This is a genomic window from Enterobacter sp. BWH52, from assembly GCF_001037565.1.
Classification (GTDB): Bacteria; Pseudomonadota; Gammaproteobacteria; order Enterobacterales; family Enterobacteriaceae; genus Enterobacter; species Enterobacter hormaechei_C.
Genome location: NZ_KQ089854.1, coordinates 3,727,695 through 3,754,128, shown reverse-complemented (window position 1 = coordinate 3,754,128; position 26,434 = coordinate 3,727,695). Strand labels below are relative to the sequence as shown.

The window sequence follows — 26,434 nt, the reverse complement described above, 5'->3', positions numbered from 1 at the left end:
ACACTCAACCGACAAACATCACCGACACACACAGCACACCCACAATCAGCGTCAGCAGGTTACCGATGGAGCGGTACGGTTTTAACGACGGGATCAGGTACGTCGACAGCGTCGGCATGATGAACAGGATCATGGCGATAAGCGGACCGCTGATGGCGTAAATCATCGAGATCGCATTCGGGTTGATGCAGCAGACCGCAAAGGTAATCAGCGACACGCCGAGAATCGAAACCGCGCGGTTAAAGGCGCGGCTTTTCTTCACACCCACCTGATTCAGCGACGATTTCACAATTTCCGTTGCCCCTTCAATCACGCCAAAATAGGTGCCGAGGAACGATTTCGACATCGCAATAATCGCCACGATAATGCCGGAAATGCCCAGCCATGCCGGGGACGAAGGCATCATCGACAGCGCGGACAGGATCGTCACCCCTTCCTCTTTTGCCGCCATGATATACGACGGTGGAATCGAAAGCAGGCAGCTGAACACAAAGAACAGCACGCTGAGGCAGATGATCAGATACGCCACTTTCATGATTTTTTTGCATTTACCCATCGCCTCTTCACCGTATTTCTCGCGACGGTCCACGGCGAAAGTCGAGATGATCGGAGTATGGCTAAAAGCGAAAACCATCACCGGGATCGAAATCCACACCTGGTGCAACGTATGCTGGTCGAAGGCCATCTGGCTCGTCAGAAGCGACGGCTGCCAGCTGCCCGTCAGATACAGCGAGACAAACAGGAAATAGGCGATCAGCGGAAAAACAAGGAAACCCATCACCTTAATGGTGATGTGCCGCCCCATCAGGAAGATCAGATTCAAAATCAGCACCACGCCAAAACTCACCAGCATCCGCATGCCGGTATCCACCGTCATCCGTTTCGCCAGCTGTTCAGTGAGTGAGTTAGTTATCGCCACCGCATAAATCAGAACCACCACAAAGAAAGCCACAAAATAGAGCGTGGTGATCAGGTTGCCGATCTTTTTGCCGTAGTAATGGGAAACGGCACCGGTGATCCCTTCGTTGCCTTTCGTCTTCGACGACAGAATAAATTGCGCCAGCGCTTTATGCGGCCAGTAGGTTAAGGGATACGCCACAAGGGCGGTGATCAGCAGGACAATCGCGCCAGCAGAGCCGAGCTGAATGGGCAAGAACAGGGTTCCTGCGCCCACGGCAGTGCCGTAGAGGGCGAAACTCCAGAGAGTCTCTTCTTTTGACCAAATTTTCGACATTAGAGCAACGTATCAACTATAAAACGAACAAAAAGGAGTGCAATTTACCATAATTATGCGTTGAGGTCGCCGTTGCTTCGCAGGGGTGGGCCGGAGCAGGTCTCCGGCCGGAAGGTTATTCGCTTGCCAGGGCGCGGCGTTGCTGGCGGCGCTTGATGATTTTCTCCCGCAGGGTGTCGTACGCCCAATTGTAGAGCATGGTGTACGGCAGGAAGAACAGGAAGAAACCAATTTCCAGCGTAAAGGCCTGGAGCAGCGTCACGCCCAGCACGGCGGCAACGATGGTTACGCCAATCACAATAAAACCGCATTCAAAACCCAGCGCATGCAGGGCGCGCACTTTCGCCGTGCGCTTCACCCGCTGGACGGGCCAGAAACGGTCGAAGCCAAAGTTATAGATAATGTTCCAGAGCATTGCCGTGGTCGCCAGAATTATGGTGAGACCCCCCATCTCAACCACCGAGCGCTGCATTAGCCACGCGGCCGTCGGGGCGAGGATCGCCGTAGCAATGCCTTCAAAACAGACGGCATGGAAGATCCGCTCCGGCAATTTACGTTGGAGTGCATCCTGATGTTGCATATTTACCTCATATTGACGCCAGTATGGGCGTTGATGCGGTCTATTCTTATCGTTTAAGGTGATATATAAAAGATGGTATCCATCGATAAAGTAGATACATCATGCGTTATTCTCCCGAAGCACTGACCGCGTTTGTTGAAACTGTCGCCGCAGGTTCGTTTTCTGCTGCGGCACGGCGGCTGCGTAAAAGCCAGTCCACCATCAGCACCTCCATCGCCAACCTTGAAGCTGACCTTGGCTTTGAGCTGTTCGATCGCTCGGCGCGTCACCCGGTGTTGACCGCCCAGGGTGAACAGGTGCTGGGCTATGTCCAGTCGATACTCGCCGCCAGCGCGCGCCTGGATGAGCTGGCCGTATCCTTAACGGCGCAAACGGAGGCGCGTTTTACCTTTGTTCTCTCCGATACGCTTAACCCGGCCGTGCTGGAACAGATGATGAGCCAGTTCGACCAGCGTTTTCCGCACACGGAATTTGAGTGCCTGATTGGGGAAGAGGAGGACGTGATCGATCTGCTGCAAAAGGAGCGGGCGCAAATTGGCCTGACGGAAGCGCGCGACAGCTACCCGACCGATATTGGCGCGACCCGTCTGCCTATGCAGACAAGGATGGCTATTTACGTTTCTGCCGGACATCCTCTGGCAGGGCAACATGAGACGCAGGCGGACGAGCTGCATGGCTGGCGCGAGCTGCGGCTGAGTACCTATCTTGAACGGGAAGCGCCCCTTGCGCGCGGGCCGGTCTGGTCTGCGCCGAATTACCTGTTACTGCTGAGTATGGCGGTACAGGGCTTTGGCTGGTGCGCGTTACCCTGCGCGCTGGTCGACGAATTTGCCGCGTCGAAATCGCTGGTGCAGCTGAACGTGCCGGGCTGGCCGAGGTCGATTGCCATCGATCTGGTATGGAACAAACGAACCCCACCCGGCGTCGCCGGAAGCTGGCTGCGCCAGTACTTGCAGGACGCACGATAATCCTGTGACTAAACTCACTAATTTTAAACATTTGCGTCAATTGTTGATAACAATCCTCTACTATCGTCATGTCATTTTGCACAGAGGTCGTGATGAAAGATGTCGTTATAGTGGGTGCGTTACGTACGGCTATCGGCTGTTTTCAGGGAGCGCTTGCGCGTCACTCTGCGGTTGATCTCGGCAGCGTGGTGGTAAGAGCGCTGGTGGAACGCAGCGGGATTGCCGCACATGAAATTGATGAGGTGATCCTTGGCCAGGTGCTGACCGCTGGCGCGGGACAAAACCCTGCGCGCCAGGCAGCGCTGAAGGGCGGCCTGCCCAATACCGTTTCGGCAATTACCATCAACGACGTCTGTGGTTCAGGTTTGAAAGCGCTCCATCTTGCGACGCAGGCCATCCAGTGCGGTGAAGCGGACGTGGTTATTGCCGGCGGGCAGGAGAATATGAGCCGCGCCCCGCACGTCCTGACCGACAGCCGGACCGGCGCGCAGCTCGGGAACAGTCAGCTGCTTGACAGTCTGGTTCACGACGGGCTGTGGGACGCCTTCAACGACTACCATATGGGCGTAACGGCGGAAAACCTGGCGCGGGAATACGGTATCAGCCGCGAGCTTCAGGATGCATATGCCCTCAGCTCACAGCAAAAAGCGCGTGCAGCGATCGACTCCGGGCGTTTTCGCGATGAAATTGTCCCGGTCAGTACCCAGCGCCAGAACGGCGAAGCGCTCATCGTCGATACCGACGAGCAGCCGCGCACCGATGCCAGCGCAGAAGGGCTGGCAAAACTCGATCCGGCCTTTGAAACGCTCGGTTCTGTAACGGCAGGCAACGCCTCATCCATTAACGACGGTGCGGCGGCGGTGATGATGATGAGTGAAAGCAAAGCCCAGGAGCTGGCGCTGCCGGTGCTGGCGCGCATCAAAGCGTTTGCCAGCGTGGGTGTTGATCCTGCGTTAATGGGGATCGCCCCGGTCTATGCCACGCGCCGCTGCCTGGAGCGGGCGGGCTGGGAGCTGAGCGATGTGGATCTGATTGAGGTCAACGAAGCCTTTGCTGCACAGGCGATCTCGGTCGGGAAAATGCTGGAATGGGATCCGCTGCGGGTCAACGTCAACGGCGGTGCAATTGCGCTGGGTCATCCCATTGGCGCCTCCGGCTGCCGCATTCTGGTGTCGCTGGTCCACGAAATGAAAAAGCGTAACGCCCGAAAAGGGATCGCAACGCTCTGTATTGGCGGAGGGCAGGGGGTGGCCCTGGCTATCGAACGGTAGTTTCCCCTCTCTGTGCACAGAAAACCTCCCACGGGAGGTTTTTTTGTGTCCGCAGAATCCTTTTTTAACACTTCTGCGTTCTTTCTGAAGCCCGCAATAATTATTGCGCGGTTAATTATTTGCTTTGTGAAGTGCTTAATGTGATCTCCACCCTGAAATTTACGGTTAATGCCCTTTTTTTGTTGATGGGGTTCACGTCGATCTTTGCCAAAAAAAATGAAACAAATAATTTCGATCCTTGTCACTAAAATAACGGTGCATAAAAAATAAACTCAGGTTTCATAAAAACGAAACGTTATTTTAATTGAGGGTTTTTTCATGTTTAAGAAATCTCTGCTCCTTGCTTCCCTTATTAGTGCCTCTTTTGCGGCTAGCGCCGTTACCGTCGATCTGCGTCACGAATATATTGACAGCGGCTCGAATGCCGACCGTGTTGCCGTCTCGCACCGCTTTGATAATGGCTTCGGTTTTTCAGTCGAGGCGAAGTGGAAATCAGGCGGGGACAAGGCAGATCAGCCATTCGCGGATGTAGTGGGGAACGGTCACGAAGATCAGATTAGCTGGCGCTGGAAAGCGACAGACAATATCGCCCTGACCCCTGCGTTTACGATTGAAAGCACAGACAGTCGCACCATTTATAAACCGAATCTGCATGTGCAATATAGCTTCGATAATGGCTTCTACGTGGCTGCGCGTTACCGTTACGAATATACTCGCTACCCGTCAAGCTCAAATAAGGACGATGATAAAGTTAACCGAGGCGATGCGTGGGTCGGTTGGGTATTAGGTGACTGGCGTACCGAGCTGAACTATGTTTACGCGAAAAGTTCTGAAGGCGTGGCCCGAAATAATAATAAAGATTATTCCAACGAATATAACGCCAAGCTGGCCTACAAATGGGATAAAAACTGGGCACCGTATGTGGAGGTGGGGAACGTGGGGGTTAAAGACACGGACGAACGCCAGACCCGTTTCCGTTTAGGTGTGGCGTACTCCTTCTGATAATTCAGTTCCTTCGCTAAAAACCGCCGGGTGGCGCTAACGCTTACCCGGCCTACACATTCTTTCCAATCCATTTTTTCGTAGGCCGGGTAAGCGAAGCGCCACCCGGCAAAAAGCGCCGCGCAATCACCCAAAAAAAAGCCCTCCGAATCGGAGGGCAAGGCCAGTTACAGAAACACTAACTCATTCAGGCATGCAACATTTCAGGTTGCTCGGGGAGTTTCGCGATATAGAGGGCCGGTTTGCCGTCTTTATCGGAACTGTACAGCACCGCTTTTTCGTCCGGGGTGAAGGACGGATGCGGGTGGGTTACCTGGCGGCTGTTCGCCACCGTAGCCCATGAGGTGTCATGACGGGCGATGCGGTAATAAGATTTCTTCGCCACGTCAAAGGCATACAGATAAGGATCGTTATCAATGGTGTAGCCGCCGGTGTCTTTCACGTCAACAGGCGTACCGGAACCGTCGCCAACCAGCATGCTGCCGTCAACGTTGCTCATCAGATGCGAACAGGCGGGCATGTTCATTACCGCTTCATTCACGCCGGTGTCCGGGTTGAAGCGGGAGATGGTACGCCCTTGCTGACCTTTCAGATAAGAGACGTAGATCAGCGCGGACCCGTCCGGCACCCAAAATTCATGTGTACAGCTTTCACCTTCCGCGTGCGTTTTCACTTTCCGCACGTTGCTGCCATCTTCGTTGACCAGCCACATGCGGGCGTCGACCAGGTCGTGCGGCCCTTCATGACAGAAGGCCACGGTATTGTCATCGAACGGACGATAAATCGGATGTCCCAGCCAGATCTTCTCGTCATGAATGGTGGTGCTTTCACCCGTTTTCAGATCAACGCGCAGCAGGCGGCAGTGCGGCCCTTTGTGGAAGAAGTCGTGGAAAATTTTCCAGTCGTTGAGTGGCGTCCAGTCACATCTGGCAATCTCAATACCCACCAGTTTGGTGCAGTCGCTGTTCGCGACCCAGGTGCCGTAGCCGACCCACTCTTCCGGAACGCGGTACACTTCGCGCTCTGCCAGCGTCTGTAAATCCACCTCCAGCAGGGTGCGATCGTTCTTCACATAGTAGAGGGATTTATCGTCCGGAGAGAGGAACCCGCCAAAGGTATTATCGCCCGCGCCTTCGGTCAACTGTACCGCTTCGGCGTTTTTCAGATCCAACAGGTAATAGTTCCAGTGACCGTCGAACTCCCCGGCGAACAGCAGGTGGCTGCCATCGTTAAAGAAGCACTTCTGGTAAAAGTAGTTGCGATGACAGGTTACTTCCGGTGGGGTCAGGCGGGTGACTTCCACGCCTGTATCCGGATCGCGGCTGACCTCATAGTTCAGCTTGACCCGCATACCTTTAGCCATAATGCACTCCTTTGAACGCGTAATGTAGGTTGAAAACTAGGTGATAAATTATCAAAACGTTGTTTCATTATGTGTGACTGACAGCGCACTTTCTCATTTTCATTAACCAGATTGAGGGTCTTAAAGATTTATCGTGATCGAAACTCCATTTCTGGCATAAACAGGCAGAAAAAATGAAACGTTGTTTTAAATGCAATTGAAAACCCCGTTGTCAGGGGATAATATGTGTTCATCACGAAAACGGAACGTTGTTTCGTTATTTATCTTTGCCTTCGGGCACGATCAATTCTGGAGGTTTACGTGGACGTCAGACAAAGCATCCACAGTGCGCACGCTAAAATGCTGGATACTCAGGGGCTGCGCAGTGAGTTTTTAGTTGAGCAAGTGTTCGAAGCCGACAAGTACACCATGGTCTACAGCCATATTGACCGCATTATTGTGGGCGGGATTATGCCGGTGGCGAAAACCGTCTCCGTGGGCGGTGAAGTGGGCAAACAGCTGGGCGTGAGCTACTTCCTCGAACGCCGTGAACTGGGCGTGATTAACATCGGCGGGCCGGGCACCATTACCGTCGATGGCCAGTGCTACGAAATTGGTCACCGCGACGCGCTGTACGTCGGCAAAGGCGCGAAAGAGGTGGTGTTCGCCAGCATTGATGCCAGCAAACCGGCGAAGTTTTACTACAACTGCGCCCCGGCTCATACGACTTATCCAACCAAAAAAGTCACGCCAGCGGATGTTGCCCCGGTGACCCTTGGCGATAACCTCACCAGCAACCGTCGCACCATCAACAAATATTTTGTTCCGGATGTGCTGGAAACCTGCCAGCTCAGCATGGGGCTGACCGAGCTTGCGCCGGGCAACCTGTGGAACACCATGCCGTGCCATACCCACGAGCGCCGCATGGAAGTCTACTTCTATTTCAACATGGATGAAGACGCCTGCGTGTTCCACATGATGGGACAGCCGCAGGAGACGCGCCATATCGTTATGCACAACGAGCAGGCAGTCATTTCGCCGAGCTGGTCCATCCACTCTGGCGTGGGAACGAAAGCCTATACCTTTATCTGGGGGATGGTCGGTGAAAACCAGGTCTTTGATGACATGGACCACGTCGCTGTTAAGGATCTGCGCTAGTCGCAGGCAGTTAAGCATACATCTGCCTGTTGCTGACAGGCGCTGAACGATTAAGGAACAAACATGATTCTGGATGCATTTTCTCTGCAAGGTAAAGTGGCTGTGGTTTCCGGTTGTGACACCGGGCTGGGGCAGGGTATGGCGTTAGGTCTGGCGGAAGCGGGCTGCGATATCGTCGGGATTAACATCGTTGAGCCAACGGAAACCATCGAGCGCGTCACCGCGCTGGGCCGCCGTTTCCTGAGCCTGACCGCGGACCTGCGCAAAATCGATGCGATCCCTGAGCTGCTGGATCGCGCGGTGGCGGAGTTTGGGCATATCGATATTCTGGTCAACAACGCCGGCCTGATCCGTCGTGAAGACGCGATTAACTTCAGCGAAACGGACTGGGACGACGTGATGAATCTGAACATCAAGAGCGTGTTCTTTATGTCCCAGGCGGCTGCGAAGCACTTCATTGCTCAGGGGAAAGGTGGCAAGATCATTAATATTGCCTCCATGCTCTCTTTCCAGGGCGGCATCCGCGTGCCGTCTTACACCGCATCGAAGAGTGCCGTGATGGGCGTGACCCGCCTGCTGGCGAACGAGTGGGCGCAGCACAACATCAACGTCAACGCGATTGCGCCGGGCTACATGGCCACCAACAATACCCAGCAGCTGCGTGCGGATGAAGAGCGCAGCGCGGCAATCCTGGAGCGTATTCCAGCGGGTCGCTGGGGTCTGCCGAGCGATCTGATGGGCCCGGTTGTATTCCTGGCGTCCCCGGCTTCGGACTACATTAACGGCTACACCGTTGCCGTAGACGGCGGCTGGCTGGCACGTTAAGTCAGCCCGAATAAAGAACCTCTGCCCTCGGGTAGAGGTTTTTTTTGCGTCAAAATTGGCTTTATCCATATCCTTAAAGATGAAAAATCCATACTGAAAAGGAATAAATGACGGGTGTCACACATTTATTGCTTAAATATTAACTAATTAATCAAAAATAAGGTTAAACCATCCAGATTTGAAATTGTAATGTCCATCACAGATCGGTGTGTCGTAGCGAAATAATCCATATCTTCACCATTTCCGGCCTGACACTTTCTTCCGGTATCTCGTAATTTCACTTAACGAATTTCGCTGTTGAGGCAGGAAACAATGACATCTGTAAATGACTCTACCCTTATGCCCGCTGCGCTGCGCGATACCCGACGCATGAACCAGTTTGTTTCTGTTGCGGCCGCCGTAGCCGGTTTACTGTTTGGTCTGGATATCGGCGTTATCGCGGGCGCACTGCCCTTTATTACCGACCACTTTACGTTAAGCAACCGCCTGCAAGAGTGGGTGGTGAGCAGCATGATGCTGGGTGCGGCCATCGGCGCACTGTTTAACGGCTGGCTGTCGTTCCGTCTCGGGCGCAAATACAGCCTGATGGTCGGGGCGATCCTGTTTGTTGCTGGCTCTCTTGGTTCGGCGTTTGCCACCAACGTTGAAGTGTTGCTGCTTTCCCGCGTGCTGCTGGGCGTGGCGGTAGGTATCGCGTCCTACACCGCGCCGCTTTACCTCTCCGAAATGGCGAGCGAAAACGTGCGCGGGAAGATGATCAGCATGTACCAGCTGATGGTGACGCTCGGTATCGTGCTGGCGTTCCTGTCGGATACGTACTTCAGCTACAGCGGCAACTGGCGGGCAATGCTTGGCGTGCTGGCGCTGCCTGCGGTGCTGCTGATTGTGTTAGTCATTTTCCTGCCGAACAGCCCGCGCTGGCTGGCGCAAAAAGGGCGTCACGTGGAGGCGGAAGAGGTGCTGCGCATGCTGCGCGACACGTCCGAAAAAGCGCGTGAAGAGCTGAACGAAATCCGCGAAAGCCTGAAGCTGAAGCAGGGCGGCTGGTCCCTGTTTAAGGCGAACCGCAACGTGCGCCGCGCGGTGTTCCTCGGCATGCTGTTACAGGCGATGCAGCAGTTCACGGGGATGAACATCATCATGTATTATGCCCCACGCATCTTTAAAATGGCTGGTTTTACCACCACCGAACAGCAGATGATCGCCACGCTGGTGGTGGGGCTGACCTTTATGTTCGCCACCTTTATCGCGGTGTTCACCGTCGATAAGGCCGGACGTAAACCGGCCCTGAAAATTGGCTTTAGCGTAATGGCGCTCGGCACCTTGATCCTTGGTTACTGCCTGATGCAGTTCGATAACGGCACGGCGTCAAGCGGCCTCTCCTGGCTCTCCGTTGGCATGACCATGATGTGCATCGCCGGTTACGCGATGAGCGCCGCACCGGTGGTGTGGATCCTGTGCTCTGAAATTCAGCCGCTGAAATGCCGCGACTTTGGTATCACCTGTTCCACCACCACCAACTGGGTGTCGAATATGATCATTGGCGCGACCTTCCTGACGCTGCTGGATGCGATTGGCGCGGCAGGCACCTTCTGGCTGTATACGGTGCTGAACGTGGCGTTTATCGGCGTGACGTTCTGGCTGATCCCGGAAACCAAAGGCGTGACCCTGGAGCATATTGAACGCAAGCTGATGAAAGGGGAGAAACTACGTAATATCGGCGTGTAATGTCATTGCCCGGTGGCGCTTCGCTTACCGGGCCTACGATACCGTGTAGGCCGGGTAAGCGAAGCGCCACCCGGCTTTGTTTTTACCGCATCGCACGTCTCAAAATACGCTCCGCCTGACGCTGGAAGTCAGCGGCCGTCTCTTCCACGGTTTTCTGCCCGTAGTCGATATACTGCAAAGAGGTACCGAACTGCGCCACAATCTGTGGGTCGTCAAAGTATGGCGAGACGGTGAGTTTCGCCGGCAACGACTGCGCCAGACGCAGGCCTGCCACGGAAGGATCGTCCTCTTTAATGGTGCCGTCTTCGGTCAAATACTGCACCGCCACTTTGCTCAGCGGCACGCCGCGCTCAAGACCCAGCGTATCGACCCCTTCTTTGCTGTTGAGCAGGAAGTTAATCAGCTTCGCTGCCGCCTCCGGGTTTTTGGTCGTCTTACCAATCGACAGCATCTGCGCCGGTTTGAAGAACAGACCTGCGTCGGTGGCGCCCGGCAGCATTGGGTAGTTGCCCAGCTCCAGTTTCGCCGGTGGCTTCAGGTTGTCGGAATATTTGTTGATGGTGGAGTTCCACATGTAGGTGCCGCCCCATTCACCCTGGATCCACGGCTTCATCTCATACATGTTGCTCTTACCGAACGAGGCATAGTATTTGGTGTCCGGCATGACGTGGCTGTCGATCAGCTTTTTGTAGGTCTGGAAAAACTCTACCCACTGTTCCTTTGTGTAGCTGAACTTTTTGGTTTTCTCATCCACCGCAGGAATGTTGTACTTCTGGATCATGTACGAATTCAGCAGCGCCAGCGTATCCTGATGCTCCAGGATCACCGGATAGTATTGCTTGCCGAGCTTGCTCTCGAAGGTTTTACCGGCCGCCATCAGCTCGTCCCAGGTTTTCGGGTACGCAATACCCGCTTTTTTCCAGGTTTCGTCATTGAAGTAGAACACGCGCGCCGTCACCGAGATCGGAATGCCGTTCAGCTTGCCGTCCACGGTGGTGGTTTGCAGCTCTTTGGGATCGAACTGCGACAGGTCAATCACGTCCTTCATCTTGTTCAGATCGTAGAAGCCGTCACCGGTTTTCGAGAAGATCGGCAGCCAGTTCCAGTTCGTCTGCATTACGTCCGGCTCGGTGCCGCCCGCAATCTGGGTGGTCAGACGGGAGAGGTGACCATCCCAGCCGGTGTATTCCGCTTTCACGTTGATGTCCGGGTTCTGCTTATGGAACTCTTCCAGCGCTTTCAGGGTGACCTGGTGACGGCCGTTGCCGCCCCACCAGGACATCCGTAAATCCACATTCTGCGCCATCGATGGCAAAGCGGTAAGACCCAGGGTCGCGGAGATTGCTGCGCTTAAAAGCACTTTTTTCATTTTTATCACTCCATCAGAGAGAGAGGTTCTGTTCAGTTTTTGCGTCAAAAATATGACACTTGTTCATCTCAAACGTGAAATACACCTTACGATGAAGCCCCTTATCAATCATTGGTTTAGCTTCATCGGACGGGATTCTGGCGGTCAGTTCGTAGTCCGCGACCTTCAGGTACACAAAGAATTCGTGGCCCATGTTCTCAACGCGCACCATCTCCCCGCTACAGCCGCCGTTCGGGAAGGGCTCATCAGAGAGCGACACAAATTCCGGACGCACGCCGTAGTAAATCTCCTGACCCGCGTAGGCCGCGACTTTCTCCTGCTTCTCCGCGTTCAGCGGCATGGTTTCATCGCCAATGGCGATGTGCAGCTGGCCCGCTTTTTCGACCAGCACGCTTTTGCGTATATTCATCTCCGGCGCGCCGATAAAGCCCGCCACGAACATGTTCCTCGGCTTGTGGTAGAGGTTGTCCGGCGTATCCACCTGCATGATATGGCCGAGCTTCATCACGCAGATGCGGTCGCCCATGGTCATCGCTTCGGTCTGGTCGTGTGTCACGTAAACGGTGGTCGCCGGTTTTCCGGATTTCTTCAGCTGCTTGTGCAGGTCGGAAATACGAATACGCATCGAAGCGCGCAGTTTGGCGTCGAGGTTTGAAAGCGGCTCATCGAACAGGAATACATCCGGTTTTTTCACAATCGCACGGCCTACCGCCACGCGCTGCGCCTGGCCGCCGGAAAGCTGGCGCGGCAGGCGGTCGAGCAGCTCTTCCAGTTCAAGAATTTTGGCAGCTTCATTCACCTGAGACTCAATCTGATCTTTCGGCAGTTTGCTCAGCTTGAGACCAAAGGCCAGATTCTCGCGCACCGTCATGTGCGGATAGAGGGCATAGTTCTGGAACACCATTGCAATACCGCGCTCTTTCGGCGCGAGGTTGTTCACGATCTTGTCGCCAATGCGCACCTCGCCGCCGCTGATGGTTTCGAGCCCCGCCAGCATGCGCAGGGTCGTGGATTTGGCGCAGCCGGATGGGCCGACGATCACCATGAATTCCCCTTCAGCAATTTTAAGATCGATAGCGTGTACCGCTTTAAAGCCGTTGGAGTAGACCTTTTCCAGCTTGTTGAAAATAACTTCAGCCATGGTATTTCCCTCTTAACCTTTAATTCCGCTGCTGGTGACGCCCTGTACGAAGTAGCGCTGTGCCAGGAAGAAGACAATGATGGATGGCAGAATGGAGATGCTCGCCATTGCCAGAATTTCGTTCCACGGCGCGCCTTCGGTGACATCGATGGACATTTTCAGCGCCAGTGCGATGGGGTATTTATCCACGCTGTAGACGTAAATCAGCGGCCCGATAAAGTCGTTCATGGACCACATGAACTGGAACAGGGCGACGGAGATAATGGCCGGTTTCAGGATCGGCACTACCACGTACCACAGCACCTGAATGGAGTTACAGCCGTCAATCTGCGCCGCCTCTTCCATGTCACGCGGGACGCCGCGCAGGAACTGGATCAGCATGAAGACGAAGAACCCCTGAGTGGCGAAGGCCAGCGGCAGGTACAGCGGCATATAGCTGTTGAGCATGCCCATTTCACGGAACATCAGGTACTGCGGGATCAGCAGCACGGTGCTGGGCAGCAGCATGGTGGTGATGAGCGTGGCGAACCAGAACTTCTTCCACGGGATCTCGAAGCGGGCAAAGCCGTACGCCACGATGGTGGAGGAGATAATGGTCAGGATCACTTTCGGGATCACATACTTAAAGGTGTTCAGCATGTAATGGCCGAAGTTGTACTCGGTGCCGGTTTTCCAGCCGTTTACGAAACCATCCCAGGTGGCGTGGGCAGGCCACAGGCTCAATGTGGTGAAGATCTCGTGGTTCGGTTTGAACGACGCGGAGAACATCCACACCAGCGGGTAAAGCATCAGCAGGCCGACAACCAGCAGAATCACATAGCGAACGGAGGCGTTGATTTTCTCTCTGCGCAGCGTGCGGGCCACTTCGCGTTCGGCGACGCTTCTTGCCGTGGAGAGTTGTTGAATATCAGCCATTTTTGCCTCCTTTATCGGCGGAGTAGAACACCCAGTATTTCGACGACTTAAAGGCGATACCGGCGAAGACGGCCACCACCAGGAACAGGATCCACGCCAGCGCCGCGCCATAGCCCATATCGAAATACTTAAAGGCGGTGTCGTAGATGTAGAGCGAGAACAGATAGGTCGAATAGGTTGGCCCGCCGCCGGTAATCACGTACGGCCCGGTAAATTCCTGGAACGCCTGCGTGGTCTGCATGATGAAGTTGAAGAAGATCACCGGCGTAATCAGTGGCACGGTCACCTTCATGAACATCTGCCATTTCGATGCGCCATCGATCATTGCCGCTTCATACTGGGACTGCGGTACGTTTTGCAGCGCGGCCAGGAAGATGACCATCGCGGAACCGAACTGCCAGACGCGCAGCAGGGTAACGGACATCAGCGCCAGCGACGGCTCGCCCAGCCAGTTCACCGGATCAAAGCCAAAAACGCCGATAAAGCTGTTCAGCAGGCCATCGATGGCAAATAAGGCGCGCCACAATACGGCAATGGCGACGGAGCTGCCGAGGATCGACGGAATATAGTAGGCCGTTCGGAAAAAGCCGATGCCGCGTAATTTAAAGTTCAGGACAAAGGCAATTCCTAATGCAAAGGCGAGCTTTAGCGGGATGGTTAAAAATACATAGGCAAAGGTCACGCCCATGGATTTCCAGAAGAGCGTGTCTTCGGTAAACATGTAGCGATAGTTTTCGATGCCGTTAAACACCGGCGGACTCATCAAATCGTAATCCGTAAAGCTGAGGAAAAACGATGAGACGAAGGGGAATGCCGTAAAGAGTATCAGCCCGATGATATAGGGTGATATCCATGCGAGCCCCAGCAGCTTGTTTTCATTCATACATACCTACCTGGCAATCAATGGTTTAATACGAAATCTGCTTTGTTACATTTTCCCAGGCCTGCGATGCGCGGCATGGGAGCTGAAATTCAGGGTGCAACGTCTGGTAACGGCAAAACCTACGTTTGTTTTTTAACGCTTTTTTGTCTTTCGTCGTGGTGTAAGCGCTTCGGGTTTCAAAAGAGCTGAACCGGTGTTCTTGGATACTAAAACATCGTTTTATTTTATATTATTGCGATTTATTTCTGCGTCATTCGCTTAATGGTGGAAATGTGATCAGCGTCGAAACGCTGTTTCAATATAGTGAGGGAGGTGGCATTTTTGACTTTCCACGGACGTTCGCCGCGGCCCATGAGGAAGAGATAATGAAGCAAAAGGGGAGCAGGAATAACAATAGTCACGCAGCGTGGCTAACTACCAGATCTGATAGCAGGTCTACAGATGTACCAATTCGTCATTCAGATAATTCTTACATTCTTGTATGATTTGTTACACCGGAACCAGTCAGGCAGAATTTCACTGCATCCTTAAAAGAAGAACAGTTATGTCAGCGATGGATTTCAAAAAACATACGGATCTCAATTTTCCTCACTATGCTCCCCCGGCGGTCAGCGCTAAAGAAATAGATCTTCTGGGTCTGCTGGACGTCCTGCTGGCAGCAAAAAAACGCATCATCACCATTGTCTTTGCATTTGCACTGGTCGGCCTGGCAATCGCCTTTCTGATACCGCAAAAATGGACCAGTAAAGCGGTCATTACGCCCGCGGAACAGACGCAGTGGAGTTCGCTGCGCCAGATGATGGTGGCGCTCCAGGTGCTTGATGTCGACGTGAAAATTACCCGTGCGGATGTGTTTAATCTGTTTATCAAAAAGTTTCAGTCCCAGTCTCTGCTTGAAGAGTACATGAAGAGCTCACCTTACGTGATGGCTCAGCTCGATGGCGCTGAGGTTGACCCGCTGGAGCTGCACCGCGCGGTGGTCAATATTGCCGAAAAGATGAAGGCTGTTGATAACACGCAGGAAAAAAATGCCGATAAAGCACCATACCTCTCCTGGACGTTAAGCTTCACAGCCCCAACGGCAGAGGATGCGCAGAAAGTGTTGAATGGTTACATTCAGTACATCTCCCGCATCGTCGAGCAGGAGACCATGCAAAACATTCGCGATCAGCTGATCCTGAGAACCAAAACGGTACAGCAGCAGCTGGAGTTGGATCGGGTCCGTCTGACCAATATCCACAATACCAACCTGCAACGCCTGAACTACTCGCTGGAAGTGGCGAACGCGGCTGGGATCAAAAAGCCGGTTTACAGCAATGGACAGGCGGTGAAAGACGATCCGGATTATTCCGTCGCCCTCGGTGCGGACGGGATTGCGCAGAAATTGCAGATTGAAAAAAATCTCAAGGACGTTTCTGAGCTGAACGCCGATTTCCAGAACCGCGAATACTATCTGGCACAGCTGCAAAAACTCTCCTTCGAAGATGTGAGCCTGGAGCCGTTCAAATACCAGCTTTCACCTTCTATGCCGGTGAAAAAAGATGGCCCGGGCAAAGCCCTCATCGTGCTGCTGGCGTGTATTCTGGGTGGACTGTTCGCCTGTGGCAGCGTGCTGCTGCGCGAGGCTATGAGCACCCGCAACCCGCTGCCGGAACAACTTCCTGAGCCGGTAACGGAATAACATAAAAAAAGGCGCTCAACTGAGCGCCTTTTTTTATTTCAGGAAATCTTCGCGTACCGGCGTAAAGGTATCCAGCAGGGTGCCGGGTTTCAGGCAAACGCAGCCGTGCATCACGTGCGGCGCTTTATAGAGGGTGTCGCCCGCGGTCACCACATGCTTCTCCTCGCCAATGGTGAACTCAAATTCCCCCGAGAGAACGTAGGTGAGTTGCTCATGCGGGTGGTTATGCATCGGGCCAATCGCGCCTTCCTCGAAATTCACTTCCACCGCCATCATCCTGCCGTCGTGCGCCAGAATACGACGCGTCACGCCGTTGCCCAGATCCTCAAGCGTGGTCTCTTTATGGAAAATAAACATATTTTCGCCCTGTTGTGTAATGAAACATTGTTTCAATTAACTTATCTCACCCGCCGAGAAAAGGAAACGTTTAGCCAAATAACTGGAAAGGCGATCACAAGTTTGCTTCACTGGGTGAAACGCACAGGAGGAAAGATGAAAACGATCGGTCTGTTAGGGGGCATGAGCTGGGAATCAACGATCCCGTACTACCGCCTGATTAATGAAGGCGTTAAACAGCGTATGGGCGGTCTGCATTCGGCCAGCCTGCTGCTGCACAGCGTGGATTTCCATGAAATAGAAGCCTGCCAGTCGAGCGGGGAGTGGGACAAAGCGGGGCAGATACTGGCGGACGCCGCGCTCGGGCTGGAGCGTGCGGGCGCGCAGGGTATTCTGCTGTGTACCAACACCATGCATAAGGTGGCGTCGCACATTGAAGACCGCTGTTCGCTGCCGTTCTTACATATCGCGGATGCCACCGGGCGTGCCATACGTACCGCCGGCATGACGCGCGTGGCGCTGCTGGGGACGCGCTACACCATGGAACAGGATTTTTACCGCGGGCGGCTGAGCAGCCAGTTCGGGATTGAAAGCCTGATCCCGGAGGAGGCTGACCGGGCGCGCATTAACCAGATTATTTTTGATGAGCTGTGTCTGGGCACCTTCAGCGAAGCTTCGCGCGCCTGGTACGTCAGCGTGATAGAGAAACTGGCGCAGCAGGGAGCGGAAGGGGTCATCTTCGGCTGTACCGAAATCGGTCTGCTGGTGCCGGCAGACCGAAGCCCGATACCGGTCTTCGATACCGCCGCCATCCATGCCGCGGATGCGGTGGAGTTTATGCTGTCATAAAGGTTTTTGCAGGTCAGGTAAGCGAAGCGCCACCTGACGCGCGTGCGCAATCAGATGTTCACTAAAGGCATCAACCAGCGCTGAGGCGGGCCGGTGCAGCGGGCGGATCAGGCTCACGGTAAAGGGAACGGAAACGCTAAAACGGCGCAGAACCACGCCGCTGCTGGCGTAGTCCATGGCCGTGAGCGGGTTCACCACCGAAATACCCACGCCCGCGCGCACCATCGCGCAAATTGACGCCGCACTGTGCGTTTCCATCACCATCCGCCGCTTCACCTGATGTTCGGCAAACAGGCCATCCAGAAGCTGCCGGTAGCTGTCGGTCTGCGACAGGCTGATATAGTTCTCACCGTGAAAATCCGCCGGTGTCAGCACGGTTTTGTGGGCAAGCGGGTGGCTGGCAGGCAGCACGCAGACCTCATCCAGCGACAGCAGCTCCGTGCGTTCCGTTCCCGCTGGCGTGACGAGGGTTTCAGTCAGACCCAGATCGTGGCGCTGGGCCGAAAGCCACTCCTCCAGCAGCGGCGACTCCTGCGGCACGATGGTCAGGCTGACCTCCGGATAGCGGGCCAGAAACGGCTGTAACAGTACCGGCAGGAATGACTGGGAAAAGACCGGCAGGCAGACGATGGACAGTTCGCCCTGGCGGAACTCCCTCAGGCTCTCTGCCGCGCTCACGATCCTGTCCAGCCCGTACCAGGAGCGCTGAACCTCCTCAAACAGACGTAAACCCTGCACCGTTGGATGCAGCCTGCCGCGGGTGCGTTCAAACAGCTTCAGCCCCAGCACTTTCTCAAAACGCGCCAGCTCGCGGCTGACCGTCGGCTGCGAGGTGTGCAGCATGTGCGCGGCTTCAGTGAGATTGCCGGTGGTCATCACCGCATGAAAAATCTCGATATGGCGTAGGTTAACGGCGGGCATAGGGCACCTGATGGCTGAGCGTGTTCCATATCATTTTTGCATAGACTCACGATAAAACGATATTTTTTATTCTCTTCAGGCTATGGCGTAATGATAAAAAACAGATTTCCGGAGACGACCATGCCACGCCCGCTCAACCAGACCGAAACCGATTTAAACGCCGATAACCTGCTGCGCCTGCCTGCCGAATTCGGCTGTCCGGTGTGGGTTTACGATGCGCAGATTGTCCGCGAGAAGATCGCCGCGCTGCATCAGTTTGACGTGGTGCGTTTTGCGCAGAAGGCCTGCTCCAATATTCATATTCTGCGCCTGATGCGCGAGCAGGGCGTGAAGGTTGACTCCGTATCGCTGGGTGAGATCGAACGTGCGCTGGCGGCCGGGTTTGATCCGAAAGCCGACAGCGACGCGATCGTCTTCACCGCTGACCTGATAGACGACGCCACGCTGGCGCGCGTGCACGAGCTGCAAATCCCGGTCAATGCTGGTTCGGTGGATATGCTGGAACAGCTTGGGCAGGTCTCTCCTGGCCATCGCGTCTGGCTGCGCGTCAACCCGGGCTTTGGTCACGGCCACAGTCAGAAAACCAACACCGGGGGCGAAAACAGTAAACACGGGATCTGGTATGCCGATATGCCTGCGGCGCTGGAGGTTTTACAACGCTACAACCTCAAGCTGGTGGGCATTCACATGCATATCGGGTCCGGCGTGGATTATGGCCATCTTGAGCAGGTCTGTGGCGCAATGGTGCGTCAGGTTATCGATTTTGGTCAGGATCTGAAGGCGATCTCCGCCGGGGGAGGGCTTTCGATCCCTTACCGCGAAGGAGAAGAGGCGATCGACACGGATCACTATTACGGCCTGTGGAGCGCCGCGCGTGACAGGATCGCTGCCCATCTGGGCCATGCGGTGAAGCTGGAGATTGAGCCGGGTCGTTTCCTGGTCGCCGAAGCTGGCGTGCTGGTGGCGCAGGTGCGGAGCGTGAAGGAGATGGGAAGCCGTCACTTTGTGCTGATTGATGCTGGCTTCAACGACCTGATGCGCCCGTCCATGTACGGCAGCTATCATCACATTACCGCGCTTGCCGCCGATGGCCGCGATCTGGTCAACGCGCCGCGCATCGAGACCGTTGTTGCCGGCCCGCTGTGTGAATCCGGTGACGTCTTTACTCAGCAGGAAGGCGGGAAAGTCGAAACCCGTTCGCTGCCAGAGGTAAAACCGGGAGATTATCTGGTGCTGCATGATACCGGTGCGTACGGGGCGTCTATGTCTTCCAACTACAATAGCCGCCCGCTGCTGCCGGAAGTGCTGTTTGATAACGGCGTGGCGCGGCTGATTCGCCGTCGCCAGACCATTCAGGAGCTGCTGGCGTTAGAGCTGGTCTGATAAAACCACGGCCCTGTTGTCACCGAATCGCGTAAAACCAGCGTGCCGGTGAACGGCGGGATCGCTTCAACCGGCTGGTTTTTTGCCAGCCGGATCGCCTGGTCGATTGCCGTGACGATCATGTTGTCGATCGGCAAATATACCGACGACAGGGCAGGCTCCAGCCACTTTGCGCTGGGGGCATCGTCAAAACCAAACAGCGAAATATCCTGCGGGATCTTCAGCCCGGCCTGGTGTAATGCTTTGGAGGCGCCCAGGGCCATATCATCATTACAGGCAAACAGGGCGCTGAACGATGTCTTTTCCGCAATCAGCTCCTTGCACAGCTCGTAACCCCGCGTCATGCCTGCATCGCCGTATTTAATCCGCCGCTCGTCGAGACGAATACCGTGCTTCTCCAGCGCCTTACGGTAGCCCATCAGCCGCGCTTTACCCGTTGGGGTGTGGATCGGGACGGTGATACAGGCGATCTCCCGATGACCCTGGCTTATCAGGTAATCCACCGCTTTGAAGGCCGCGTCCTGCTGTTCAAAGAAGACGCAGCGATCCGCCGCCTGGCTCACTTCACGGTTAATGATCACCAGCGGCGTCTGCACGCTGTTGATCAGCTTCAGGATCGTCTTTTCGCTCATGTATCGCGTGTACAGCACGATGGCGTCGCACTTGCGGTCGGCGAGCATCTGCACCGCCTGTTCTTCCTGTTCAGGGGCGTCGTGACCGTCGGTAACAATCAGCTGTTTTCCGTGCTTTTCGGTCTGCCGTGACGCCTGCTGTAGCAAACGACCAAAGTAAAAACCGTCGAACGTCGAGACGACAAGACCAATGCTGTTGCTGGTCTGGTTAGCCAGCGAACGCGCGAGAAAGTTCGGACGATAGCCCAGCTCCTCCATCGCGCGAAATACCTGCTGACGCGTGCTCTCTTTAACCTGACCTGTGCCGTTCAGCACGCGCGAAACGGTGGCCTTCGACACGCCCGCACGCAGTGAGACATCCAGCATTGTTGCCATTCGAAATTCCTGTTTCCACGTAATGGTTTGCAGTTTAACACAGACCATCCGGCGCATAAGCGACGTGGGAAGGGCAAAACCCCATAACGATCACGCTTTTCGGTAACGATCCTCGCCAGCGGGATAAATGCCTGTCATTGGCATGCCAAAATGGTGATAAATCGCAATCTGGAATACCTCTTACCTCATTGAGAGCTTAATCACAGAACAAAACGCCTGTGGGCGCTATTTTTGGCATACCAATAGTATCCGGCTGTCCATCTTATTCAATAAAAGCCCTTTTACTGAGGTATTACCCTATGGCATTTCAGGAAAAACTGATCGACGCTCTGGGCAGTTTTGCCACCACGTTCAACAGCTATCGCTATATCCAGGCGATCAAGTCTGCGTTTATTACCTTAATGCCGGTCATCATTGTGGGGGCGTTCTCGGTACTGATCTCCAATATGGTGCTGGATCCGAAAAACGGCCTGGCGAGCTTTCAGTCGCTGTCGTTTCTGGCGGCGTTAAAGCCGATCACCAGCGCGCTCAACTATGCCACGCTTAACTTTCTCAACATCGGTGCGGTGTTTTTAATCGGCATTGAGCTGGGGCGTATTAACGGCATTAAGTCCCTGTTCCCCGGCCTGCTGGCGGTGATCTGCTTTATCTGCGTGACGCCAACCACGGTGGAAATGCTGGTGGACGGCGAGATGCACGTGGTGAAAGACGTGCTGCTGCGCCAGTTCTCCGATACCCGCAGCCTGTTCCTCGGCATGTTTATCGCCATCCTGTCAGTGGAGATTTACTGCTGGCTGGAAAACCGCAAGGGGCTGAAAATCAGGATGCCGGACACGGTGCCGCCGAACGTCGCCGCGTCGTTCTCTGCGCTGATCCCGGCCATTATCACCACCACCGCCATCGCCACCTTTGGCTTCGTGTTTCATCAGATTACCGGCATGTATCTCTACGACGCGGTTTACCAGGTGGTGCAACAGCCGCTGGAGCGCGTGGTGCAAAGCCTGCCGGGGATCCTGCTGTTGATGTTTGTCGCCCAGCTGTTCTGGGTGATTGGTATTCACGGCAACCAGATGATCAAGCCGATCCGCGAGCCGCTGTTGCTGGGGGCAATCACCGTTAACATGAGCGCGTTCGAGCAGGGCAAAGAGGTGCCAAACATCATCACCATGCCGTTCTGGGACGTCTATATGAGCATCGGCGGCTCCGGCCTGACCATCGGCCTGCTGATCGCCGTCATGATTGCCACCAAACGTAAAGAGATGAAGGAGATCGCTAAGCTCTCCATCGGCCCGGGTATTTTTAACATCAACGAGCCGGTGATCTTCGGGATGCCAATCATGCTCAACCCGATCCTGGCTATCCCGTTCATCATCACGCCGCTGGTGACGGGCTCGATTGGCTACTTTGCCACCGTGACCGGATTTGCCGGGAAAGCCGTGGTGATGGTGCCCTGGACCACGCCGCCGCTGATCAACGCCTGGCTGTCAACCGCGGGCTCCATGGGGGCGGTGATCACCCAGTTTATCTGCATCGTGACCGCGGTGATTATCTATCTGCCGTTTGTGAAAATTGCCTCACGCCGCGCAGAGCAGGCCGCGCTGCAACAAGCCACCGATAACGCATGAGGACCGGATGAGCATAAAACAGATAACTATACCGCAGGATTTTATGCTGGGCGCGGCGGCATCGGCCTGGCAGACCGAGGGCTGGAGCGGCAAAAAGCCAGGGCAGGATTCGTGGATCGATCTCTGGTACAAGAACGATCGTCACGTCTGGCACAACGGCTATGGCCCGGCGGTGGCAACCGACTTTATTAATCGCTTCCGTGAAGATGTGGCGCTGATGAAGCAGGCGGGCCTGACGCACTATCGCACCTCGATCAACTGGTCGCGCTTTTTGACCGACTATGAAAACGCCACCGTAGATGAAGAGTACGCCGCCTATTACGACGCGCTGTTCGATGAAATGCACCGTCAGGGCATTGAGCCGATGATCTGCCTGGAACACTACGAATTGCCGGGCGTGCTGCTGGAAACCTACGGCGGCTGGGCGTCGAAGCACGTCGTCGAGCTGTTCGTTCGCTATGCGGAAAAAGTGTTTGAGCGCTTTCACGGCAAAGTCACCCGCTGGTTTACCTTCAACGAGCCGATTGTGGTCCAGACGCGCGTCTACCTTGACGCACTGCGCTGGCCCTATGAGCAGAACACCAGCACCTGGATGCAGTGGAACCACCATAAAGTGCTGGCGACGGCGAAAGTGGTGAAGCTGTTTCGCGAGAAAGGGTATGACGGCTCAGTGGGTTGTATTCTTAACCCGGAAGTGACCTATCCACGCTCGCGCGCACCGCATGACGTGCGAGCGGCAGAGATGTACGATCTGTTCTACAACCGCGTCTTTCTCGACCCACTGGTGCACGGGCGCTATCCGCAGGCGCTCTTTACCCTGCTGGCGCAGCATCAGGTGCAGTGGGACTACACGGCTGACGAGCTGGCGCTGATTGCCGACAACACCGTCGACGAGCTGGGCATTAACCTCTATTACCCGCATCGCGTCAAAGCCCCGTCCCGCGCCTGGCACCCGGAGACGCCGTTCCACCCGGCGTATTACTACGAGCCGTTCGAGCTGCCGGGGCGGAGGATGAACACCTCCCGCGGCTGGGAGATCTTCCCGCGCATTATTTACGACATGGCGATGCGGATTAAAAACGGCTATCGCAACATTGACTGGTTTGTAGCGGAAAGCGGGATGGGTGTGGAGAACGAAGCGCAGTTTCGCAATCGCGACGGCATTATCGATGACGCGTACCGCATCGCGTTTATCAGCGAACATCTTTATTACACGCTGCTGGCGCGGGAGGCGGGGGCAAACTGTCACGGTTATATGCTGTGGGCCTTCACCGACAACGTCTCGCCGATGAACGCGTTCAAAAACCGCTACGGGCTTATTGAGATCGACCTTGAAAACCATCGCGCACGGCGGGCAAAGAAATCGGCGTCCTGGTTCCGCCAGCTGCGCGATGAGCGTGTGCTGACGCTCAGTGTTGACGATGAATGGAAGTAAGCCTTCTGGTAAAATAGCGCACAAACTGGCCGGGAGGACGTCCGGCCCGCGCATTAACTGAAAAACACAGGTGAAAACGTGGATAAGGCTGTCATCCTGCCGGAAAAAAAACAGTACCAGGAGATTGGCGAGGATTTACGGGCGCAGATTATCCAGGGGCATTATCCCGTGGGATCGCGTCTGCCGCCGGAGCGCAACATCGCCGAGACGTATGGCGTGAGCCGCACTATTGTGCGCGAGGCGCTGCTGATGCTTGAGCTTCAGGGGACGGTGGATATTCGCCAGGGGTCTGGCGTGTACGTGATGCGCATTCCGGAGGAGCATGAAAACGAGGAAGAGCGTTTTCTGAACAGTGACGTGGGGCCGTTTGAAATTCTCCAGGCGCGTCAGCTGCTTGAAAGCAACATTGCCGCCTTTGCCGCAAAAATGGCGACGCGGGCGGATATCGACAACCTGCGCCGCATCATCGAGCAGGAGCAACGGGCGATTGCCGCCGACGATCGCAGCCAGGACAACAACAAAATGTTCCACCTTGTACTGGCGGGGGCCACACAAAACCAGATGCTGCTGGCGACCGTTGAAAGCGTCTGGCATCACATGGACAGCAGCCCACTGTGGCAGCAATTCAACGGCCACATCGCCAGCCGCGCATGGCGGCTGAAATGGCTCGGCGACAGGCAAACCATTCTCGCTGCGCTCCGCCGCCGCGACGTGATGGGGGCGTGGCAGGCGATGTTCCAGCATCTTGAAAACGTCAAAAAGAGCCTGCTTGAGCTGTCAGACGAAGACGCACCCGATTTCGACGGCTATCTCTTCGAATCGGTCCCTCTTTTCCAGGGGAAGCTGGTGTGAATATACTGCCGCTTCACGCTGCGCCGCAGTTTACACAGCAGGTGATCGACTGGATCTGGTACGCGTTTGGTGAAGGTATGCCGCGTGCCTTTTTCCAGAGCATTGTCGAGCATAGCCTGACGCCGGGCGAGTTACCGCTCACCTTTATTGCCGTTGAGGATGACCAGCTGCTGGGCACCGTTGGGCTGTGGCGTTGCGATTTAATTTCCCGACAGGATCTCCACCCCTGGCTGGCTGCGCTGTATGTCGATGAAGCCGCCCGGGGAAACGGGCTGGCGGGAAAACTTCAGCAGCATGTTATCGGCTACGCGCGACGCGCCGGGTATCACGAGCTTCATCTCTGGTCTGCCTGCCGCGACTTCTACGAACGTTACGGCTGGCACTACATCGGCGATGCGCTGGAATACCCGGATAAAACCGTCCATCTCTATCGCTGTTCGCTCACGGCTTCCGCGGGCGATACCACCGAGTGACGGCGCACTAAGGTTGGGCTGAACAGGTGGGTAATTTCCGGCGGCGGGCGATGCTCGGCCAGCGCTAACGCCAGTTCTGCCGCCTGCGTTGCCATGGTTACAATCGGGTAACGCACGGTGGTCAGGCGAGGGCGCACGTAGCGCGACACCAGCACATCATCAAAGCCAATCAGCGAAATTTCTGCCGGGACGTCGATCCCGTTATCATTCAGCACGCCCATTGCGCCGGCGGCCATGGAGTCGTTATAGCTGGCCACGGCGGTGAAATTCCGCCCGCGTCCCAGCAGCTCGGTCATCGCCTGCTCGCCGCCACTCTCATCCGGTTCTCCGTACGCCACAAGACGATCGTTGCAGGGCAGACCGGCTTCGCGCAGCGCGTCGTAATAGCCCTGAAGGCGATCTTCCGCATCGGAAATTGGGTGGTTGGAGCACAGATAACCAATTCGGGTATGGCCCTGCTGGATCAGGTGACGGGTTGCGAGCCATGCGCCGTAACGGTCGTCGAGCGCCACGCAGCGGGTTTCAAAACCGGGAATAATACGGTTGATAATCACCATCCCCGGCATCTGTTTCATCAGATGGATCAGCTCGGCGTCGGGGATCATTTTGGCATGGACCACCAGTGCCGCACAGCGATGACGGATCAGCTGCTCAATGGCCTGGCGCTCTTTCTGTTCATTGTGGTAGCCATTACCAATCAGCAGGAAATTTCCGGTGTGATAAGAGACTTGTTCTACGGCTTTGACCATCGCACCGAAAAACGGATCGGATACATCCCCGACCACCAGCCCGATGGTTTCTGTCGACTGCTGGGCAAGGGCGCGCGCGTTGGCGTTAGGGTGATAATTCAGGTTTTCCATGGCGTCCTGCACGGCCTGGCGCGATGCATCACTCGCTTTAGGGGAGTTGTTGATTACGCGGGAGACGGTCGCGACGGAAACACCGGCCAGACGAGCCACATCCTTAATTGTCGCCATTCAATACCTTCTTATAGGGGTAAGCGTTTACACACTAACTAGTGTTGCGGAAAAGCGGCGCGCATTCAAGGGGAGCGGGTGAGCGTCCTCTGCAAACGTGAAGCAGAACATCCCTCGCGGTGTAATCGTTACACGGCCAGTCATGTCTGAATAATGGTAATCTGAACCTTTAGTTACACTTTGCCTCAGGCTGTTGCGATTGTCCGTTAGCAACGATGCGTTATGAATTGCTAGAGTCGAGATCCCAGAGGTATTGATAGGTGGAATCAACTTCGGTTGATTAACACGATTTACACCAACCTGCGTTTTACGCAGGTTTTTTTTTGCCTGTAAGTTCAACCTGTAACAGCAAAAGAGAATATTCACACCTGGTTGCACTTCGGCTCATTCCCTTGCGTTTTCCCGCTGGCGAAGCCTGTCGCCGGAGGCCACAATCAAGATCCCAGAGGTATTGATTGGTGAGAATTCCTGGTACGTTT

The 26,434-nt window shown here is 55.2% G+C and carries 24 protein-coding genes; 13 read left to right on the top strand and 11 right to left on the bottom strand.

Translation table 11 applies throughout. The features are described from left to right. Positions 1-4 precede the first annotated feature (4 nt). Both SK47_RS17635 and SK47_RS17630 read right to left on the bottom strand, forming a co-directional pair. On the bottom strand, positions 5-1,234 hold the full coding sequence (locus tag SK47_RS17635; protein WP_048244867.1) for an amino acid permease: 1,230 nt from the start codon (positions 1,232-1,234) through the stop codon (positions 5-7). A gap of 115 nt (positions 1,235-1,349) precedes the next feature. Then, complete coding sequence (locus SK47_RS17630) at positions 1,350-1,814, bottom strand: multidrug/biocide efflux PACE transporter (protein WP_022651793.1); 465 nt, start codon at positions 1,812-1,814, stop codon at positions 1,350-1,352. A 101-nt stretch (positions 1,815-1,915) separates the two neighbouring features. Here SK47_RS17630 and SK47_RS17625 point away from each other — a divergent pair, with 101 nt between their 5' ends. The 3 genes from SK47_RS17625 (at position 1,916) to SK47_RS17615 (ending at position 5,055) form a co-directional block, all read left to right on the top strand. Beyond that, positions 1,916-2,782 carry a LysR family transcriptional regulator gene (locus tag SK47_RS17625; RefSeq protein WP_003862845.1) on the top strand — a complete coding sequence of 289 codons (867 nt, stop codon included), beginning with the start codon at positions 1,916-1,918 and terminating at the stop codon, positions 2,780-2,782. 92 nt (positions 2,783-2,874) lie between these two features. Continuing rightward, the gene (locus SK47_RS17620; RefSeq protein WP_003862843.1) at positions 2,875-4,053 is read left to right on the top strand and encodes an acetyl-CoA C-acetyltransferase; all 1,179 of its coding nucleotides are present in this window, start codon (positions 2,875-2,877) and stop codon (positions 4,051-4,053) included. Between the two features lie 318 nt (positions 4,054-4,371). After that, complete coding sequence (locus SK47_RS17615) at positions 4,372-5,055, top strand: oligogalacturonate-specific porin KdgM family protein (RefSeq protein WP_003862842.1); 684 nt, start codon at positions 4,372-4,374, stop codon at positions 5,053-5,055. 187 nt (positions 5,056-5,242) lie between these two features. Here SK47_RS17615 and SK47_RS17610 read toward each other — a convergent pair whose 3' ends face one another. After that, positions 5,243-6,418 carry an oligogalacturonate lyase family protein gene (locus tag SK47_RS17610; RefSeq protein WP_045332841.1) on the bottom strand — a complete coding sequence of 392 codons (1,176 nt, stop codon included), beginning with the start codon at positions 6,416-6,418 and terminating at the stop codon, positions 5,243-5,245. A 300-nt stretch (positions 6,419-6,718) separates the two neighbouring features. Here SK47_RS17610 and kduI point away from each other — a divergent pair, with 300 nt between their 5' ends. From kduI to SK47_RS17595, 3 genes are all read left to right on the top strand, one after another. After that, entirely contained in the window at positions 6,719-7,555 is an 837-nt protein-coding gene (kduI, locus tag SK47_RS17605; protein WP_003862837.1) for a 5-dehydro-4-deoxy-D-glucuronate isomerase, read from the top strand. 63 nt (positions 7,556-7,618) lie between these two features. Continuing rightward, positions 7,619-8,380, top strand: coding sequence for a 2-dehydro-3-deoxy-D-gluconate 5-dehydrogenase KduD (kduD, locus tag SK47_RS17600; RefSeq protein ID WP_003862835.1), 762 nt, complete (start codon positions 7,619-7,621; stop codon positions 8,378-8,380). 312 nt (positions 8,381-8,692) lie between these two features. Then, on the top strand, positions 8,693-10,108 hold the full coding sequence (locus SK47_RS17595; protein ID WP_003862834.1) for an arabinose-proton symporter AraE: 1,416 nt from the start codon (positions 8,693-8,695) through the stop codon (positions 10,106-10,108). A gap of 82 nt (positions 10,109-10,190) precedes the next feature. Here SK47_RS17595 and SK47_RS17590 read toward each other — a convergent pair whose 3' ends face one another. From SK47_RS17590 to SK47_RS17575, 4 genes are read right to left on the bottom strand one after another with little or no spacing between them, the layout of a single operon-like run. Then, positions 10,191-11,477 (bottom strand): ABC transporter substrate-binding protein, encoded by a 1,287-nt coding sequence (locus SK47_RS17590; protein WP_003862832.1) that lies wholly within the window; start codon positions 11,475-11,477, stop codon positions 10,191-10,193. Positions 11,478-11,490: 13 nt separating this feature from the next. Beyond that, the gene (locus tag SK47_RS17585) at positions 11,491-12,618 is read right to left on the bottom strand and encodes an ABC transporter ATP-binding protein (protein WP_045332840.1); all 1,128 of its coding nucleotides are present in this window, start codon (positions 12,616-12,618) and stop codon (positions 11,491-11,493) included. Between the two features lie 12 nt (positions 12,619-12,630). Next, positions 12,631-13,533: a carbohydrate ABC transporter permease gene (locus tag SK47_RS17580; RefSeq protein ID WP_003862827.1), complete on the bottom strand. Its 903-nt coding sequence runs from the start codon at positions 13,531-13,533 to the stop codon at positions 12,631-12,633. Beyond that, entirely contained in the window at positions 13,526-14,416 is an 891-nt protein-coding gene (locus tag SK47_RS17575) for a carbohydrate ABC transporter permease (protein WP_003862825.1), read from the bottom strand. Before SK47_RS17575 ends, SK47_RS17580 begins: the two co-directional genes overlap by 8 nt. Positions 14,417-14,960: 544 nt before the next feature. On the opposite strand from SK47_RS17575, the gene wzz(fepE) reads away from it, so the two are divergent. Then, positions 14,961-16,097: an LPS O-antigen length regulator Wzz(fepE) gene (gene wzz(fepE) / locus SK47_RS17570; RefSeq protein WP_023314779.1), complete on the top strand. Its 1,137-nt coding sequence runs from the start codon at positions 14,961-14,963 to the stop codon at positions 16,095-16,097. A gap of 33 nt (positions 16,098-16,130) precedes the next feature. Here wzz(fepE) and SK47_RS17565 read toward each other — a convergent pair whose 3' ends face one another. Beyond that, positions 16,131-16,454: a cupin domain-containing protein gene (locus SK47_RS17565; RefSeq protein ID WP_003862821.1), complete on the bottom strand. Its 324-nt coding sequence runs from the start codon at positions 16,452-16,454 to the stop codon at positions 16,131-16,133. A gap of 135 nt (positions 16,455-16,589) precedes the next feature. On the opposite strand from SK47_RS17565, the gene SK47_RS17560 reads away from it, so the two are divergent. After that, positions 16,590-17,282, top strand: a complete 693-nt coding sequence (locus SK47_RS17560) for an aspartate/glutamate racemase (protein WP_023323698.1) — start codon at positions 16,590-16,592, stop codon at positions 17,280-17,282. Here the strand turns inward: SK47_RS17560 and SK47_RS17555 are convergent. Further along, entirely contained in the window at positions 17,277-18,203 is a 927-nt protein-coding gene (locus tag SK47_RS17555) for a LysR family transcriptional regulator (protein WP_023295367.1), read from the bottom strand. The two genes, SK47_RS17560 and SK47_RS17555, sit on opposite strands and share 6 nt — an antisense overlap. A gap of 120 nt (positions 18,204-18,323) precedes the next feature. On the opposite strand from SK47_RS17555, the gene lysA reads away from it, so the two are divergent. Then, positions 18,324-19,586 carry a diaminopimelate decarboxylase gene (lysA, locus tag SK47_RS17550; protein ID WP_048244864.1) on the top strand — a complete coding sequence of 421 codons (1,263 nt, stop codon included), beginning with the start codon at positions 18,324-18,326 and terminating at the stop codon, positions 19,584-19,586. Here lysA and SK47_RS17545 read toward each other — a convergent pair. Further along, positions 19,556-20,593 carry a LacI family DNA-binding transcriptional regulator gene (locus tag SK47_RS17545; protein ID WP_023314776.1) on the bottom strand — a complete coding sequence of 346 codons (1,038 nt, stop codon included), beginning with the start codon at positions 20,591-20,593 and terminating at the stop codon, positions 19,556-19,558. The two genes, lysA and SK47_RS17545, sit on opposite strands and share 31 nt — an antisense overlap. Positions 20,594-20,892: 299 nt before the next feature. Here SK47_RS17545 and SK47_RS17540 point away from each other — a divergent pair, with 299 nt between their 5' ends. From SK47_RS17540 to SK47_RS17525, 4 genes are all read left to right on the top strand, one after another. Beyond that, positions 20,893-22,218: a PTS sugar transporter subunit IIC gene (locus SK47_RS17540; RefSeq protein ID WP_003862812.1), complete on the top strand. Its 1,326-nt coding sequence runs from the start codon at positions 20,893-20,895 to the stop codon at positions 22,216-22,218. A gap of 7 nt (positions 22,219-22,225) precedes the next feature. Beyond that, positions 22,226-23,653, top strand: a complete 1,428-nt coding sequence (locus tag SK47_RS17535) for a glycoside hydrolase family 1 protein (protein ID WP_048244862.1) — start codon at positions 22,226-22,228, stop codon at positions 23,651-23,653. A gap of 78 nt (positions 23,654-23,731) precedes the next feature. Then, positions 23,732-24,505, top strand: coding sequence for a GntR family transcriptional regulator (locus SK47_RS17530; protein WP_003862809.1), 774 nt, complete (start codon positions 23,732-23,734; stop codon positions 24,503-24,505). Next, positions 24,502-24,978: a GNAT family N-acetyltransferase gene (locus SK47_RS17525; protein ID WP_003862808.1), complete on the top strand. Its 477-nt coding sequence runs from the start codon at positions 24,502-24,504 to the stop codon at positions 24,976-24,978. Before SK47_RS17530 ends, SK47_RS17525 begins: the two co-directional genes overlap by 4 nt. On the opposite strand, the gene galR is transcribed toward SK47_RS17525, so the two are convergent. Beyond that, the gene (galR, locus tag SK47_RS17520; RefSeq protein WP_003862806.1) at positions 24,933-25,955 is read right to left on the bottom strand and encodes an HTH-type transcriptional regulator GalR; all 1,023 of its coding nucleotides are present in this window, start codon (positions 25,953-25,955) and stop codon (positions 24,933-24,935) included. The two genes, SK47_RS17525 and galR, sit on opposite strands and share 46 nt — an antisense overlap. Between the last annotated feature and the right edge of the window lie 479 nt (positions 25,956-26,434).